Source organism: Sodalis sp. C49, assembly GCF_046352915.1.
Classification (GTDB): Bacteria; Pseudomonadota; Gammaproteobacteria; order Enterobacterales; family Enterobacteriaceae; genus Acerihabitans.
Genome location: NZ_CP163303.1, coordinates 652,130 through 667,537, shown reverse-complemented (window position 1 = coordinate 667,537; position 15,408 = coordinate 652,130). Strand labels below are relative to the sequence as shown.

Here is a 15,408-nt window from a genome sequence, read left to right as displayed (position 1 = left end):
AACCGGAATGCAGGATAGGGATGTGATTCACTTTTTTAATTCACTGCTGTTTTCATTCAAGGAAAACAAGATGCGAAAACCCATTTATAACGTGTATGTCACCCAGGAAAGCCAACCTGATCCACTGGGTGAAAAAACCACGTATTGGACGAAAGTCGGCGTCGCGTTTGCTCATAACGGCAAACCCGGCCTGAACGTGATGCTGACGCCCGGTATTGCCGTCTCCGGCAAGTTGGTACTCCTCGAACCCAAAGACGATAACGACGCGCCGCAGGAAGTCCCACTCGGTTAACGTCAGGGTTCACGATCAACCTCGATACGTTCCTTTCCTCGCCCAGCACCGTGCTCTGCCAGACGGCTGCGCGCGTTGCCCGGCTAACTGTCCTGAGGCCACCATGCTTTCTACCTCTGCCTTTCTGGCGGCGGCCATGCAGTGCGCCGCCAGCGTTCATCCGTCCACATCGTTCGATGTCGCCCGAGTCGAATCAGGTTTTAACCCTTACGCCATCGCGGAGATTGTGCCGAAGAATGAGCGCTCCCGTGACGGCAAACGCGTTATTTCTCACCAGCCAGATAACAGGGCAGACGCTCTTCGCGTCGTCAAACGGCTGGCGGCACAGGGCCGCCGCTATTCGGTCGGGCTGATGCAAATCACCAGCACCAATTTCCGCCATTACGGCGTGACCGCCGGTGACCTGCTTGACCCCTGCACCAATCTTTCCGTCTTTGAGCGCATCCTCACCGACTGTTACCGGCGGGGCGGCTCTCTGAAACGCGCGCTCAGTTGCTACTACTCCGGCAATTTCGATACAGGCCAACAGCCGGAGTCCGCCTTTAACCAGTCCAGCTATGTGCAGCGTATCGGCTACGTCGTCCCGTCAACACAGGAAGATAAACAACGCAATGCCACCGAAAAACCGGGGCCGGAGATGCGTTATCCCGCCACCGTCCTGCGCGGTGACATAACCGACAACCCCATTCCAACGCAGACAACCCTGCGCTACCCCAACGCCATTATTCGCGGCGATGTACCCGTCCCTGTCACTCTAGAGGAGAAATGACCATGCAAAAACGTCAATACTGGCCTGCGGTCGCTTACCTGTTACCCGCCTCCCGCGTGCTGGCGGCGGACAGCGGATTTGATAAAGCCAGCGATACGCTGAGCAACACCTCCACCGGCCTGCTGGGGCTGGCCGCCGTCACCATCACGCTGGCCACCATGTGGATTGGTTACAAGGTGCTTTTCGACGGCAAGAGTCTTTCTGACATGCGCAACGTCATTATTGGCGCCATCCTGATTGTCGGCGCCTCGGGCTTCGGGGCCTACTGGGCGGCGTAGGAGGAACGAATGACCACGCTGAACAAGGCGCTGACGCGCCCCGCCGCCATCATGGGCATTCCCCTCGTGCCGTTCGTTATCGTCAGCGGGACGCTTGTCCTGCTGTCGGTCTATCTCAGCTATTACCTGGTATTGCTGCTTATTCCGGCCTGGATGGAAATGAAAGCCAAAGCGCGAACGGATATCCATTATTTTGCTCTGCTCTGGCTGGCGTTTAAAACCCGTGGACGGTTTGCCACCAACCGGCATTACGGCGTGAACGCCATGCTGGCCAATCGCTATGATGCCGTCGATGTTTCGGAGTTTACGAAAAAGATGAAGTTAAACGAGCGCATCACGCTGGATAAATACATTCCGTATTCCTCTCATATTCACCCCCAGGTGATAAGGAACAGCCATGGCGACCTGGTTGCTACCTGGGAGCTGGCTGGAGCCGTATTTGAATGCGAGGATGAACATCACCTGACCTTTCTGGCAACCCATCTCAACAATGTTATTCGTTCGTATGAAGGACTGCCGGTCACCTTCTATATTCACCGCATAAGAGAGCAATACCGGGATGCGTTTGAGGCCCATTCGGGTATTCCCTTTTCGGATGAGGTCTCAGAGCGTTATTACCGGCCGATTAAAGAAAAACCCTTCTGGCGTCACCGACTGTTTTTCACCCTCTGTTATGCACCGTTCTCTCGGCTTGAGAAAAAGGTCATGAAGAGACAGCCTGTCGGGAAAAGGCACGCCGCACTGTATAACGCCCTGAAAGCGATGCTGGAGCATCAAGACGCGCTGACTTCCGCCCTATCCCGCTATATGGCAACGCCATTAGGCGTTTATGAAGAAAACGGTCGGGTGTATTCCTCGCAACTGGCTTTTTATCACCGCCTGATGACCGGCAAATGGCAGAAGGTGGCGGTGACCCGCTCACCGTTTTACGACACGCTCAGCACACCGGATGTCTTCTTTAGCACCGATACCGCCGAGTGCCAGACGGTCGGAGGTTCCCGCTTTTTCCGCAGTCTGGAAATCAAAGATTACTCACCCCAAACCCATACGGGTTTACTGGATGCGCTGCTGTATGCTGAAAGTGATTACGTCTTGACGCAATCCTTTACCTGCATGGCACGGGATGAAGCGCAAAATCACATCCGCCTGGCGGAAAAGCGCCTGAACTCGGCGGATGATGACGCCATTTCGCAGCGCGAAGAGCTGATTGTCTTGCGTGACCTGCTCCAATCCGGGCATATCTCGTGCGGGAAATACCACTTCTCCCTGCTGGTCTCCTCAGACAACGCCGACCAGGTGGTAAAAGACACCAACGCGCTGGCCCAGCCCTTTGCCGACCTCGGCATCATGACATCCCTGTCCACCCTGTCGCTACCCGCCGCGTACCTCGCGCAACTGCCGGGGGTATACCAGCTGCGCCCCCGGTTGGTTGCACTCAGCAGCCAGAACTATGCCGATATGGCGAGCCTGCATAACTTCCATCCTCACAAACGGGACGGCAACCCCTGGGGCGAGGCCATCGCCATCCTGACATCGCCGGGCGGCGGTGGTTATTACCTGAACCTGCACGACAGTCAGGCCGGACGCGATGATTTCAATGAAAAAACGCCGGGCAATACGGCAATTATCGGCAAAACAGGGTCAGGCAAGACGCTGCTGATGACGATGATGCAACAACTGATGCAGAAGTACCGCAACCCGGCGACGTTTGCCGCGTCGGCCACGATTAAACGACTGACCACCGTTTATTTTGACAAGGACCGGGCGGCAGAGATGTCGATACGCCAGATGGGCGGGCGTTACTTCCGCATCCGGACCGGCGTCCCCAGTGGGTTTAATCCGTTTTCACTGGCGCCGAGCCGGCTAAACATCAGTTTTATTAAACGGCTGGTCAGGATGCTGTGTCGCCGTAACGGCAAGCCGCTCGACCCACGCGACGAAGAGCGTATCAGCACCGCCGTGGATACCATCATGCTGGACTATCCGCCGGAATACCGCCGTTATGGTATTACCCGACTACTGGAAGTGCTGCCTGAGCCGCCGACCAAAGACGCCCGCACCAACGGGCTGCGCATCCGGCTGAAACAGTGGGCGCAGGGCGGCGAATTCGGCTGGGTATTTGATAACGAAGAAGATACCTTCACTATCAGCGATATTGATAACTTTGGTATTGATGGCACGGAATTCCTGGATGACGACGACATCCGCGGCCCCATCACTTTTTACCTGCTGTACCGCGTGACCAGCCTGCTGGACGGACGCCGCCTGGTGATGTTTATGGACGAATTCTGGAAATGGCTGGCCGACGTCGAGTTTTCCCGATTCTCGCTCAATATGCTGAAAGTCATCCGTAAGCTCAATGGCATCTTTGTCCCCGCCACCCAGTCGCCCGATGAAATCGTTAAGCATCCCATCGCCCCGGCAATCATTGAGCAGTGTGGCACACAAATTTTCCTCGCCAACCCCAAGGCCAGCCATGCGGATTATGTGGAAAAAATGAAAGTATCGGAAAGCGTTTATGACATCGTGCGCAATCTTGATCCGGGCGAACACTACATGGTGATACTAAAAACGCCTCTGCGCGCCGGTGAAACCCGGCCTTTTGTGTCGATGGCAAAAATGGACCTGTCGGGCCTCGGGAAAATCACCAAACTGCTGAGCGGGAGTGAAGACAACCTGAAAATATTCGACGCTCTTTATCAGGACGGCATGACGCCTGAGGAATGGAAAGCATCATTCCTTGAAAAGGCAATATAACATTCAGACCGGAGATAAAATAAATGCGTACCCGATATAGCATCCTGGCGTTATCGTTCTTTATTTCCGCCCCGTCGATAAGCGCCGGGATACCGGTTTTCGATGCGGTGCAAAATGCGGAATCCATTACCCAGTGGACTGAAAAACTCAAGCAATGGGAAGAAACCGTGACCCACTATAAAAGCGAGCTTAACGCCTATAAGCAGCAATTAGCCACAGCGACGGGCGTACGGGATATTCAGGGTTTTCTCAGCGACGCCAGAAACCTGAAAACCGATATTGATGCGCTGCGCAAGAATGGCATTTCGCTGAATGACCTGCTCACCAACCAGAACGGTTCATATTCCTCTGAACTTCAGAGCCTATATAATAAATATAAATCTTTCGATGTCTGCAATCAGTCCAGCACGTCACAGAGTTACCTGGCAAGCTGCAAACAAATCGTTCTCAATCAGGCTGTGTCCATTGAGAACACCCGCGATGTGGAAAACAGGATCAACAGCACACTCAGCGATATATCAGACTTATCTGACCGCATAACGAACGCTCAGGACACTAAAGAGTCACAGGACCTGGCTAACGCCGTGGCGGCCAAAAGCGTACAATTAAATGCGCTGACCAGCCAGTGGGAGATGTCAGTCACGCAGTCTGAGCAGCGAACAAAACTGCTGGAGCAGCAAAGACAGAAAGCCTTTGAGCAGCAGCAATTAACAGCACCGGTTGCTGATCTGAACGCTCTATAGGGAGCTTAAACATGTCTAAATCTTTATTAACCTTATTCGTCGCCTCAGGCGTCATCGCATTATCCGGTTGTAAAGAGACAAAATCCGAAGCCTGGTATAAGCAACATCCGGATGAGACGTATACAGTTTATACGCAATGCCTTAAAGATGGCGAGGCGAGTGATAATTGCGAATTTGCCCACAGGGCAGCCATTATGTACGCGCAAATAGGCAAACCAGGGATAAAGGAAAAATTCGAAGCACTGTTCCAGCAGGAAGCTAAAAAAATAAAATCCGTTACCGAATAATCTCCCCGCCAGTAAAAACAGGGACGCTCCCCTGTTTTTTTATTCTCTGTATATTACTATATCAAGCGAGGCATTATGTCCGGTGGTATTTTTGTTGGCATGGATAAAAACATCATGAATGGACTCAACGCCGTTTTAGAAGGTCAGTCTTCCACCTACGGCTCGATGATAAGCATTATAGTTGTCAGCTCATTCACCTTATTCATCGTTTATCGAGGGTATCAGACGCTGGGAGGAAAATTACAGACCCCAGTTGAAGATGTCGTCTGGGATGTGGGCCGGATGTTACTCATTACCACCTTTGTACTAAATCGCGATAGCTGGCTGGATGCCGTGATTGCGGCCATCGAAGGACTTAAGGATGGCGTAAGCGGCGATGATAATGTCTGGGTCCTGCTCGATACTGTGTGGGAGAAGGCGCAGACGCTGGGACAGACATTGTTTAATCTGGATACCTCCACTTATGTCCAATTGAGCGGGGGCTTCGCCGAGGTGCTTGTATGGGGTGGCGCAATCGTGCTTTTACTCGCCGCAACGTTTGTCAACCTTCTCGCCGAAATCACCCTACTGTTAATGACCACAACTGCACCCCTGTTTATTTTCTGTCTGCTGTACGGTTTCCTGAAACCCATGTTTGATAACTGGCTAAAAACCATTTTTACGGCGATATTGACGATAATGTTCTCTGCCTTATCCATCCGGATCGCCATCAATTATCTGAATAAAATACTCGATGCCGCTATAAACACCTCCAGCGACAGCAATATGGTGACGCTGGCGGCGCAATGTTTGCTGGCCGGGATCGCGTCGGGAGTTGTCATTTATTTCTCCGCAAAGATTGCCAGTGCACTGAGTGGCGCAGCCGTACAGGCCACATTACAGGGCGCGGTGATGAGTGGACTGGGCGGACTGGTAAAAAAATCCTCTGATGCAGCCAAACCGGCGATGAAAGTCGGGGCGGCCGGAGCCAAACTGGCGGCGAAAGGCGGTATCAGTGCTGCCGGAGCAACAGGCAAACTCATCGCCGCAGGCACCAGCAAAGCCGTATCGGCATGGCAAAAACGCACAGCCGCCATCGAGAATATGAAACGTTTTAATCAGCAGCGTAACCGCTAACTCCTATTTGGATTAAGCCACCACTCAACCCGAAACTCTCCAATAGCAGAGCAAGACGAGACCTGACAGGCTGCTAAGAGCGAGATATAGACTTTCATACCCTGAAAATTACGCTATTAGGTGATCCAGGGTATGCGCTTACTGGTTACGAATATTGAGCGAGAATCATGCGATGATCACCGCTTTTCTTTCGAGCCAGTAAGTGCTCCACGTTCGTTAACGAATACTCAGGGCATGCAGACAAACTGCTGACTATATTTCTTTCGAAGAGCGTGGAATGCATACCAATCCCCGGTGAAAAGGAGTTGGTTATGAATTCGATAGATCAGTTTGCTGTTCATATTGGCCTCGACTGGGCGGATAAAAAGCACGATGTCTGTATCCAGTTTAACAATGGTGAACGTGTCTTTCATGTCATTGAACATACGTCGGAAGCACTTGATACCTGGCTGAAAGCGTTGCACAAAAAAGTGAAAGGTAAGATTGCAGTCGCTGTTGAACTCAAAAAAGGCCCAGTGGTGCTCGCACTACAAAAATACCCGTTTATCACTGTTTTTCCTGTTCATGCGTTATCGCTTGCTCGCTACAGGCAGACCTTCTGGCCCAGTGGGGCAAAAGACGACCCGCAGGATGCAGAGCTGGCGTTGGAGCTGATGTTACGTTATCCCAAAAAGATCAAAGCCATTGAACCCGACAATGCGGATATTCGATTACTTCAACAGCTGGTTGAACAGCGTCGACAACTGATTGAAGACAAACGCCGTTTTGTGAACAGGTTAATCAACACCCTTAAACAATATTATCCTCAACTTCTGGATTGGTTCTCACACCGGGGTAGCTTACTGTTGTGTGAACTGCTTATACGATGGCCCAGTCTGCAACAACTGAAACGCGCGAGGCGCGACACTATTCGCAACTTCCTTAATGCCAAAGGTGGTCGCGCAACGGTCCTTACCGATCAACGTGTTACGAGTATTGATAATGCGATCCCATTGACGACAGACCCGAGTGTTATAGAGGCTAATGCCTTGATGGCAACAGCACTGGCGACACAAATTAAAGTTTTGAGTGAAATCATCAAAACCTATGATGAACGAATCGAAACGCTGTTTGACACATTGCCAGATGCAGGGCTGTTTAAATCACTTCCGGGTATGGGGCCGTGCATGGGCCCGCGTATGCTTGCTGCACTTGGCGATAACCGTGACCGTTTTAATAGCGCAGAAGAAATTCAAAACTACGCAGGTATAGCACCGGTAACAGTACGAAGTGGCCAGAAATCCTGGGTTCACTGGCGATGGCAATGCGCTAAGTTCGTCAGGCAGACTTTTGTTGAATGGGCTGCCAAGACGGTAAACTCATCATACTGGGCCAGACTTTATTACCAGGACCAGCGCAAAAAAGGGAAATCGCATCAATCAGCTATCCGGGCTCTGGCGTTTAAATGGATAAGGATCATTTACCGCTGCTGGAAGACCAGAACCCGCTACGACGAAGCGAAATATTTGCTGGTACTCGAAGCGCGACACTCACCCTTACTTAGGCCATAAAAAGCTTGTCGAATGTCTCAGGGCGTGAAGCTGACATTTACTTAACTGGATGACAAGGGACTTCATACATACTGCTCATCCATCATGGTTGACTTGAAGCGGCAGATTATTCAAGCTGCGAAGCTGATAGTTATCATACAGATGGTTGAATCGGGAGTTTTCAGGGATGGAAAGACATCGCCCACATGGTCGTACCGTAACCACATTAGAAGCAGATGTACTTAAACTTCGAGCACTAGAAATGGTGTTAGTGCTTTTCTATGTGGAAAACCTGAAAGATTTTATTATCAGTTCTGTTAAAGTTACAAAAAGACTAAGAAAAATTATTGATAGCACGAAATCCACAACAAATGACGAAAAGCAAATTAGTTTTAAAGAAGCACATGAATTGCTCATTTCGGAAGGAGTCATAACACAAGAAGAAAGTTTACAATTGAGAGAAATGATTGACTACCGTAATACTATAGGTCATGAGATCCACAGAATAACCATAGATGTTGGAGCATACGCTAATCTTGCTGAATATGACCTTCCTAACGGACATAAAATAGCAAAATATAATTACTCAGCAGTCCAGCACATACAAAATCTTAGAAAGATAATAGAAAGCAAAATGATGGAAAACTCATTTTGCTTTGAACTGTCTTTCGACACTCTGGCATTTAATGCTGCAGAGCAAACATATCTTAAAGAGATTAAGCGATTAAAGAAAAAGGTTAACGACCAGATTGATAAGTTGAATATTACTATAGAAGCTACAAATGAAATAATCAGCAACATTCCTCGTGAAGTTATGGATGCTATACAACCCGGCCATCCGAAAAACACGAAGAGTAATGGCACATTTAGTCCAGAAGGTACGAAAGGAATGTTCATGCTATATGATGCAAAAGCAACTCCTCTGGCAGCTGCTTATATAATGAGGGTGTCATATCGTACTGCTTCAAAATGGTATAAAAAATGGAGTAAAAATCAGGCAAGAACATAAAATAAGGCTGATAAAATTTTAAATTAAACACCGCCTTATATAAGGTTTGTTTTATTTTTTATCTGTTCTTTGTTTTTATCATGCTTTTTCTTTGACATACTACTGTATATAGTTTGAAACTACCTATTAGCATCCCCATTATAGTTTCACGCCCGTTTGAGCTTTTCACTAAATTATTAACGGGACGTGATGCTTGTAATGTCCGATCTTGGCACTCTGCAGCCCCTCGAAGACCTCCGGCAGTTTTGAGCGAGAATCGGACCATCATGAGATCCATTTGTTTCCGTGATCGGTAGACTGATGGCAGTCTAGTATTGCCTTGAGAGTGAATTATGATAACTTTCTGTATGTAATTACAAAACCAAAAGGAACGTACGGTGAATCTACTTGAATTGATTGAATCAAAGAAGGCCTATAGAGCCAGATTTTCCTCAGAAAATGGCATTTCAGGGGAGCGTAGTTTGCTTGATTCTCAAGCTTTATGGATAAAAAGACCTAAAGGGAAAGAAATGAAAAACCTGCTAGCCGCGCTGAAGCAGTTTGAAGATATTGAAATAAAGGCATCAAGCTTTGATTTCGTTTCCATCCCTGAAAATGTAACTGTTGACTTTAGTAACATTAGTTTATTGTCAGACATATTAAAATCACTAACATTTATTGAACTTAAAACCTGTAATCAAAAAAGGGTTACCACACCTGACTTCAAGAATTTCTTCTTTGCCATTACTGAGAATGAAATAACAGCATCAGAGCTTCTCGGTGATAGGCATAAAGTTGTTCTACACAACAAAATGACGGGTGACAAGTTGGTGACAACTATACACGAAATTATAAATAGGGCCAACTCTAAGAACTAGCAGTTGTCTGTAAGCCTTGGCCCGAACAAAGTTTAGCTATTTATTTTTTGTTAGAAGAATATTCGATCATGGGCAGGAAGGGTACCACCACCATTAGTCCTATCACATCCCAGAATATGAAGTACCCAGCGCAAAGGTGGCTAAGGCGACGGCGAAGCGTCCCCCATCGGAATAGGGTGTTGTAACCATGACAAAGTAGGATTTTTGCCTATTTTATCTCGCACTGCATGACTTTGAAGGAATATTTATCATTGTCTTTAGTCGCAACCAGTACATTGGCATCACCTATAAAGGAAACCTTACCCACCTTAATGTTGATACATGGGCTTTTATCAAACATTTCGAGCGTGTAAATCATACCTTGAGATTTACTGATGATATAAGATATGTAATCATCACCTGTGATTCGCGCAAATTGAAAAATAAATGCACAATAGGTTATTAACGATAAAATTTGGATTATCAAAGTAGTTTTATGCAAAAATCTCTGTTGGTTAGGTTCATATCCTGGTATTAAAAATTTCTTAAGTTTATCATCATACACAAACAACCAGCCCCATATAGGTGCTGACACAAAAATGACCGCGAACAGTAGGATCATACCAAGAGGGACGATCAAAGGAATCATCGCTGCCGAAATGAATATCAAGGAGTGAGGGAAGTTTGTGGGTGAAACAGAAGTTATATCATTGATCACCACACCCGAAAGGCATAGGGCGAGATTTAAACAAAGCGTACTTCCTAATATCAAAACCCCTTTACCTAATGTTGTTTGATATACTTTTTTGTATATACTGATCAGACCATGGAAAACTGAAAAACTCCAGTATATCAAAGTTAGGATAAAGAAGCTCTTCCGTAAACTGTCTAATCCTAGGAAATCAATAAGAAAACATATGGCAACTGCAATAATAAGATTTCTTATTATTTTTTGAGGAATATCAAGTTTAGAGTTGAAAGCTGCAATCTTATTAATGGTATTTTTATCTATCATTTGTCACTCATTTTAGTTCTGATTTATGTCACATTCATATTGTCAAAAAATACTTTCGGGATTTATTTCGTTTCCATGCATTATCTTAGTAAGTTAACCAAACTAAGATCAATTTTATAGCATGATGTACCAGCTAATCAAATTGATTTCACACCTTTACCCGTTTTTGATTTCCCGCATTACCTAACGAAACTTATCAAGTAATAGCACAATCATTTTCGCAATGTATTAATAAGGAATTTAGCAGAGTAATGATGCTGTTAGAGCTGTTGCTAATGCTCTGATACTCGCTTGGTCCCTGGTTATCCATATGGATTCAATCCTGAGTCTACCAATGCCATTATTACCTCTGTTTTCCCGACAAGACAGCAACGTCTGCTCTTGGCACAGAGCGGGCAGACTTAATAGGTCACAGTTCTGCTATGAGCGAGGAGCGGACGTAAAAGAACGTTGAATAATTTAAGGCTGAGTAAGGTAACAAGTATTAGAAAATATCATGAACCTATTACTGCGTTCTAGCGGCACGCAATTTTTTTCTACCTGATACTAAACTTGCTTCATATTTTTCGTAATCTTTTGTCACTAAGTTTGTTCTCACTTGATATAATCTCTTAAAATGACCTTCAAAATCCCGTTCGAATGTTGCAGGACTTACAACTAAATCATGTACAGCGTTAGCTAAATGCTCCGCTAATGAATATTTGAATTGAAGTGATTGCAGGTTTTCTTTATTGATTAATTGATATTTATCAGGCTCCACAGCGTCTCCTTCACTATTAAAAGGATAGACCCATTGCCCATGTGCTAGTTTGTTTCGTATTTCTATCAGGATTCGTAGCTCATTCGACAAAACATCATGTAATGCTGCTCTTCGTGCGGCGTGTGCTACCCCAAGATTTCTTTCATCAAGAGGTGCTTTAGTTATTTTATGATGCTTACGAAAAGCTAGATCAACAGTTTCTTTCCATTGTTCAAGTTGCGATGATTTCTGCTCAATCTGATTACGCTCAGACTCAGTAAAACCGAACTCTTCATGAAGTAATTTTCTAAGACGAGTCTCAATCCATGCCCCTACCAAGAATGAGTACAAACGAAGAAGAGACCTGAGCCCCTTCTGAGGATCTTTCGAAGCGATTTCTGTACGAGCAAGTCGGCCTGTATGACCCAGGGCCAATTGCAACTCTCGAAGGTTGGCAACGTGATACTTATAAATTTTAGAAGGGACTCTTGACATATTAAATTACCACTGCCAAAGGCTACTCGTTGAATTACCTTTGGCGGTGAGGATTCGAACCTCACAAATACTCTCCATAGGAGTGTGTTTACCCTTACACCATCGCCCGCTAAAAACTTACAATATTTCACTACATTAATGCAATAGCATAAGTTAAGAAATTCGCATTTCATCCAAAATTAATAGCATATGCAACTCCCACTTCTGACATAGACCTGCTATTGCTGACCTGCACCCTGTCGATTAACACGGGCTAGCATTGGTGACGTCCGCTTGGCACTGAGCCGTCCGCAGGAAAGCCCTCGGACGGTTATTAGCAAAAAACGGGCTTTAATACCGAACAACCTTCAAAATGAAGACATTACTAACATCATGGTGTATTAATCGACGGGGAACAGGTCAGTGAACGAAGGGAACTAGTAGCGAAACTGGTACCTTTCTTTATTGGCTGAATGTGGCACTTTTCATGAATCTTACCATCGGAACGAACAAGTAGCTGAAGTATGTAAAGCTATGGGCAGACATTATACAGTATGGTCCAAACGTTGAACGCTAAACAAGTAATCAAAGACCTATCGAAAATACTGTGAAAATCATCAGGCCACTTCTTGATCTCCTCCCTTAAATAAGGTATAAAATCAGGAAGTGTCCAGTAATGCGAGAATCGAATGAGCAATCAAGCGCCGCGTACAGTATTTTTTGGTGATGATGCAGTTGCCAGTGTCATCAAGTATGGAATTAAAGAAACTGCGCTTCAGGCGGCAGTAGAAGATGGACTCTTAGAGATCAGACAAAGCACTGACCTTGATGCCAAAACTGATCCGGGCTCTCGTGCTTGGGGAGCAGTTATTCGTGGTTTGCGCCGTGAATTACTCACTGGTAGTGATGAATGGAATTTTTCGTTTGTTAGTGGGTTGAACCTAACTCATAACAAAGCTAATGGTTTGAATATCCTTGTTATGAGTGGGGATAAGTGCACTGGTCTTATTGACGGCAATCCTAAGAGCAAAAACCCGAAGGGGGCTGCTACTGAGGTTCTGGTCGGTGAAAACTATGAATTGTTTAATGCTGAAAAAGTAGTTACTCCCATCGTTGGTTCGGAACCTGTTGATTCAATGATCAACTTCGTTCTACTTTATTTTTTCGACTACGGTAATAAAGAAGTTCGATATGAGTTATCAATCCCTGATGGAATGAGCCAATCAGCAGGTAAAACACGAATCGCCTCATGGAAAGAACGCTACATTTTTCAAGCGATTCCGTTCGTTAATAAAGTTCTCCCTGTGAAAGAAGAATTTAACGACACCCCAGAATTCACTGTTATTAGAAAAGAGTAGTTCGGATATAAAATGGCAAAATTTAACCCTTCGCGCCTTAAACTTGCAAGGATAAGAAGAGGATTAACAATGACTGCCTTGGCTAGTAAAGCAGGGCTTTCATTGAGGATGGTCGTTGATTATGACAAGGATTATTGCTTATACGAACCATCCGAGCAAACGATCGCTGCATTTGTAGATGTTTTAAAATATCCTGCTGAGTTTTTCTTTGGTGATGATATTGAAACTATTGATCCTTCTACGGTATCTTTTCGCTCTCTGAAAAAAATGACCTCTGCGCAGGAAGGGGCTGCAATAGGTGCTGGACAGCTAGGACTGATTGTAAGTAACTATTTTGAAAACAGTTTTAAGCTGCCTGAGCTTAACTTGATAGATTTGAGAGGTGAAACTTCTGAATCAGCTGCACGAGCCCTTCGTGATCACTGGAGGCTTGGAAGTAAAAGTATTTCTAATATGGTTCATTTATTAGAAATGAACGGGATTAAGGTTTTTTCATTGTCAGAAAATGCAGCGGAAGTAGATGCTTATTCGTTCTGGAAAGCTGGAAAGGCATATGTATTTCTAAACAATCAGAAAACTGCTGAACGAAGCAGATTTGATGCAGCTCACGAGTTGGGCCACTTAGTTTTGCATAAACATGGAACACCACAAGGCAAGGATATTGAAGTTGAGGCTAATGAATTTGCTTCAGCTTTTTTAATGCCGAAAGAGAATGTCCTGGCTGCAAGAATGCGTAACCCATCCGTAGATGAAGTGCTTCAACTTCGTCAAAACTGGAAGGTATCTACCTTTGCTCTTATTTACCGTATGAGACAGGTGAGAGCGTTAACTACCTGGCAATACAACAATCTCGTAAAAGAAGCTTCTATGCGGGGATTTCGAGTTAGCGAGGATCAAATAATGGAACGTGAGCGTTCAATGATAATTGACTCATTACTTGAGGCGCTGGCTGCTGATGGCATAACCCTGCCAGTGATTGCTCGCCAGCTTAACGTCCCTATAGGCGAGCTTTCTAATCTCTTGTTCAGATTTGGTTTGATTCAACGTATCTAAAAGATCAAATGTAAGACTAAACCGCCCTCGGGCGGTTTTTTGTTGTCAACATAATGTGACCTGCCCCCCGCGTACTTAACGCACCGTGATGTTAGTAGTGGCTGCTATCTGGCACTGAGCCGTCCGCAGGAAAGCCCTCGGACGGTTATTAACGAAGAGCAGTCACACATCACTCGTATCTTATAATTTCAGATGAGTCCTCAATTATAGGGAGTCTGTCAAATTCAGCAATAAGTCTGCCATCAACTACGTGATAATGAGTCGCATTGGGTAAAATAAATATTGGGAAGGGATACAATGCATTCGGGTTGTGATAAACAACTAAACCTTCATCCCAGGTCTCTGTGTACTTCTTAGTTGGAACTATTCTTATGATAGTCTCAATTTCCCAAGTTTCAGAGTTTGGTGATTTCACTGTGCGTTTGATCTTATATTTTGTATCATTGAAATCATCTTTGAGGCCCATTCTATTAAATTTATCTATGTCACCCGCAGGGGAGAATAATATTGCACTAATATTTTCCGAATCATCAAAATTGAAAAATCCAGATGGAACCTTCTTTGTTCCCCATATGTGAAAATTAATGTCAATACGTTCTTCAACACCAGCGGATGTCACTTTTTGCTGAAAACCATAAAGATATAAAGGTAGCGCATCATGGCTTATATTGCCAGCACCTTTGAATTGGCAATCAGTGATAGCAATAGCAAATGGTTTTCCTGATACATGGTCTTGCTCCCAATATTTCTTTTTCAGTTTTGCAAGCAATGGTCCCGAGTATCGTGTTGGGAAGTAATTAACTAGGAGATTATTATATTCTTCTATATTTGATCTGTTAACTTCTGGCATTGCGATTGGTTGCCCTGTGCGATCCACTGGCCTGTTAACAGTAGTTGCTTCAATTGCAAACGGAATGGTATAAAAGCCATTAATAAATGACAGATTAAAGTCTGGAGCATTGAAAGAAGTATCAAAAATGCAGTCGTTTTCTGTAAAGATACTAAAAAGAAGGAGTTCCCAAATTCGTTGATAAAAACCTGTTGTTTGAAATTGCTCAACAAAATTTCCATCAATATCAATATACCACCTCATTAATGGTTCAATAATGTTTTTTGCTCCAGTATAATTTAGTGATTCTTTTACCAACTTAAA

General features: G+C 45.4%; 15 protein-coding genes and 1 tRNA gene. 12 read left to right on the top strand and 4 right to left on the bottom strand.

The annotated features are described in order from the left end of the window. The first annotated feature begins 70 nt into the window (after positions 1 to 70). The 10 genes from ABUK12_RS02920 to ABUK12_RS02875 all read left to right on the top strand — a co-directional run bounded on the left by ABUK12_RS02920 (position 71) and on the right by ABUK12_RS02875 (position 9,637). Positions 71 to 292 carry a hypothetical protein gene (locus ABUK12_RS02920; protein WP_410014873.1) on the top strand — a complete coding sequence of 74 codons (222 nt, stop codon included), beginning with the start codon at positions 71 to 73 and terminating at the stop codon, positions 290 to 292. A 103-nt stretch (positions 293 to 395) separates the two neighbouring features. Further along, positions 396 to 1,061: a lytic transglycosylase domain-containing protein gene (locus ABUK12_RS02915; RefSeq protein ID WP_410014872.1), complete on the top strand. Its 666-nt coding sequence runs from the start codon at positions 396 to 398 to the stop codon at positions 1,059 to 1,061. Next, a complete protein-coding gene (locus ABUK12_RS02910; protein WP_136157281.1) occupies positions 1,058 to 1,339 on the top strand; it encodes a TrbC/VirB2 family protein in 282 nt (93 codons plus the stop codon). The genes ABUK12_RS02915 and ABUK12_RS02910 overlap by 4 nt, the downstream gene beginning before the upstream one ends. Positions 1,340 to 1,348: 9 nt before the next feature. After that, positions 1,349 to 4,096, top strand: a complete 2,748-nt coding sequence (locus tag ABUK12_RS02905) for a VirB3 family type IV secretion system protein (RefSeq protein ID WP_410014871.1) — start codon at positions 1,349 to 1,351, stop codon at positions 4,094 to 4,096. 23 nt (positions 4,097 to 4,119) lie between these two features. Next, entirely contained in the window at positions 4,120 to 4,839 is a 720-nt protein-coding gene (locus ABUK12_RS02900) for a type IV secretion system protein (protein WP_410014870.1), read from the top strand. Between the two features lie 11 nt (positions 4,840 to 4,850). Next, positions 4,851 to 5,126, top strand: coding sequence for an EexN family lipoprotein (locus ABUK12_RS02895; RefSeq protein WP_410014869.1), 276 nt, complete (start codon positions 4,851 to 4,853; stop codon positions 5,124 to 5,126). Positions 5,127 to 5,201: 75 nt separating this feature from the next. Beyond that, on the top strand, positions 5,202 to 6,242 hold the full coding sequence (locus ABUK12_RS02890) for a type IV secretion system protein (RefSeq protein WP_410014868.1): 1,041 nt from the start codon (positions 5,202 to 5,204) through the stop codon (positions 6,240 to 6,242). A 311-nt stretch (positions 6,243 to 6,553) separates the two neighbouring features. Then, complete coding sequence (locus ABUK12_RS02885; RefSeq protein WP_410014867.1) at positions 6,554 to 7,792, top strand: IS110 family transposase; 1,239 nt, start codon at positions 6,554 to 6,556, stop codon at positions 7,790 to 7,792. Positions 7,793 to 7,958: 166 nt separating this feature from the next. Next, positions 7,959 to 8,780 carry a hypothetical protein gene (locus ABUK12_RS02880; protein WP_410014866.1) on the top strand — a complete coding sequence of 274 codons (822 nt, stop codon included), beginning with the start codon at positions 7,959 to 7,961 and terminating at the stop codon, positions 8,778 to 8,780. A 377-nt stretch (positions 8,781 to 9,157) separates the two neighbouring features. Then, positions 9,158 to 9,637 carry a hypothetical protein gene (locus tag ABUK12_RS02875; protein WP_410014865.1) on the top strand — a complete coding sequence of 160 codons (480 nt, stop codon included), beginning with the start codon at positions 9,158 to 9,160 and terminating at the stop codon, positions 9,635 to 9,637. A gap of 208 nt (positions 9,638 to 9,845) precedes the next feature. Here the strand turns inward: ABUK12_RS02875 and ABUK12_RS02870 are convergent, their stop codons facing one another. The 3 genes from ABUK12_RS02870 to ABUK12_RS02860 form a co-directional block, all read right to left on the bottom strand. Continuing rightward, entirely contained in the window at positions 9,846 to 10,631 is a 786-nt protein-coding gene (locus tag ABUK12_RS02870; protein WP_410014864.1) for a hypothetical protein, read from the bottom strand. A gap of 505 nt (positions 10,632 to 11,136) precedes the next feature. Continuing rightward, entirely contained in the window at positions 11,137 to 11,865 is a 729-nt protein-coding gene (locus ABUK12_RS02865) for a hypothetical protein (protein WP_410014863.1), read from the bottom strand. Between the two features lie 40 nt (positions 11,866 to 11,905). After that, a tRNA-His gene (locus ABUK12_RS02860) sits at positions 11,906 to 11,974 on the bottom strand. A gap of 559 nt (positions 11,975 to 12,533) precedes the next feature. On the opposite strand from ABUK12_RS02860, the gene ABUK12_RS02855 reads away from it, so the two are divergent. Both ABUK12_RS02855 and ABUK12_RS02850 read left to right on the top strand, forming a co-directional pair. Then, a complete protein-coding gene (locus ABUK12_RS02855; protein ID WP_410014862.1) occupies positions 12,534 to 13,202 on the top strand; it encodes a hypothetical protein in 669 nt (222 codons plus the stop codon). 12 nt (positions 13,203 to 13,214) lie between these two features. Beyond that, a complete protein-coding gene (locus ABUK12_RS02850; RefSeq protein WP_410014861.1) occupies positions 13,215 to 14,255 on the top strand; it encodes a helix-turn-helix domain-containing protein in 1,041 nt (346 codons plus the stop codon). Between the two features lie 169 nt (positions 14,256 to 14,424). Here the strand turns inward: ABUK12_RS02850 and ABUK12_RS02845 are convergent, their stop codons facing one another. Further along, a complete protein-coding gene (locus tag ABUK12_RS02845) occupies positions 14,425 to 15,402 on the bottom strand; it encodes a hypothetical protein (RefSeq protein ID WP_410014860.1) in 978 nt (325 codons plus the stop codon). Positions 15,403 to 15,408: the final 6 nt, after the last annotated feature.

What these genes read in the sequence shown, in the direction of transcription:
- ABUK12_RS02910 (WP_136157281.1), top strand. Translation starts at nt 1,058, where the DNA reads ATGACCATGCAAAAACGTCAATACTGGCCTGCGGTCGCTTACCTGTTA.
- ABUK12_RS02920 (WP_410014873.1), top strand. Translation starts at nt 71, where the DNA reads ATGCGAAAACCCATTTATAACGTGTATGTCACCCAGGAAAGCCAACCT.
- ABUK12_RS02900 (WP_410014870.1), top strand. Translation starts at nt 4,120, where the DNA reads ATGCGTACCCGATATAGCATCCTGGCGTTATCGTTCTTTATTTCCGCC.
- ABUK12_RS02865 (WP_410014863.1), bottom strand. Translation starts at nt 11,865, where the DNA reads ATGTCAAGAGTCCCTTCTAAAATTTATAAGTATCACGTTGCCAACCTT.
- ABUK12_RS02890 (WP_410014868.1), top strand. Translation starts at nt 5,202, where the DNA reads ATGTCCGGTGGTATTTTTGTTGGCATGGATAAAAACATCATGAATGGA.
- ABUK12_RS02895 (WP_410014869.1), top strand. Translation starts at nt 4,851, where the DNA reads ATGTCTAAATCTTTATTAACCTTATTCGTCGCCTCAGGCGTCATCGCA.
- ABUK12_RS02915 (WP_410014872.1), top strand. Translation starts at nt 396, where the DNA reads ATGCTTTCTACCTCTGCCTTTCTGGCGGCGGCCATGCAGTGCGCCGCC.
- ABUK12_RS02850 (WP_410014861.1), top strand. Translation starts at nt 13,215, where the DNA reads ATGGCAAAATTTAACCCTTCGCGCCTTAAACTTGCAAGGATAAGAAGA.
- ABUK12_RS02905 (WP_410014871.1), top strand. Translation starts at nt 1,349, where the DNA reads ATGACCACGCTGAACAAGGCGCTGACGCGCCCCGCCGCCATCATGGGC.
- ABUK12_RS02855 (WP_410014862.1), top strand. Translation starts at nt 12,534, where the DNA reads ATGAGCAATCAAGCGCCGCGTACAGTATTTTTTGGTGATGATGCAGTT.
- ABUK12_RS02885 (WP_410014867.1), top strand. Translation starts at nt 6,554, where the DNA reads ATGAATTCGATAGATCAGTTTGCTGTTCATATTGGCCTCGACTGGGCG.
- ABUK12_RS02880 (WP_410014866.1), top strand. Translation starts at nt 7,959, where the DNA reads ATGGAAAGACATCGCCCACATGGTCGTACCGTAACCACATTAGAAGCA.
- ABUK12_RS02870 (WP_410014864.1), bottom strand. Translation starts at nt 10,631, where the DNA reads ATGATAGATAAAAATACCATTAATAAGATTGCAGCTTTCAACTCTAAA.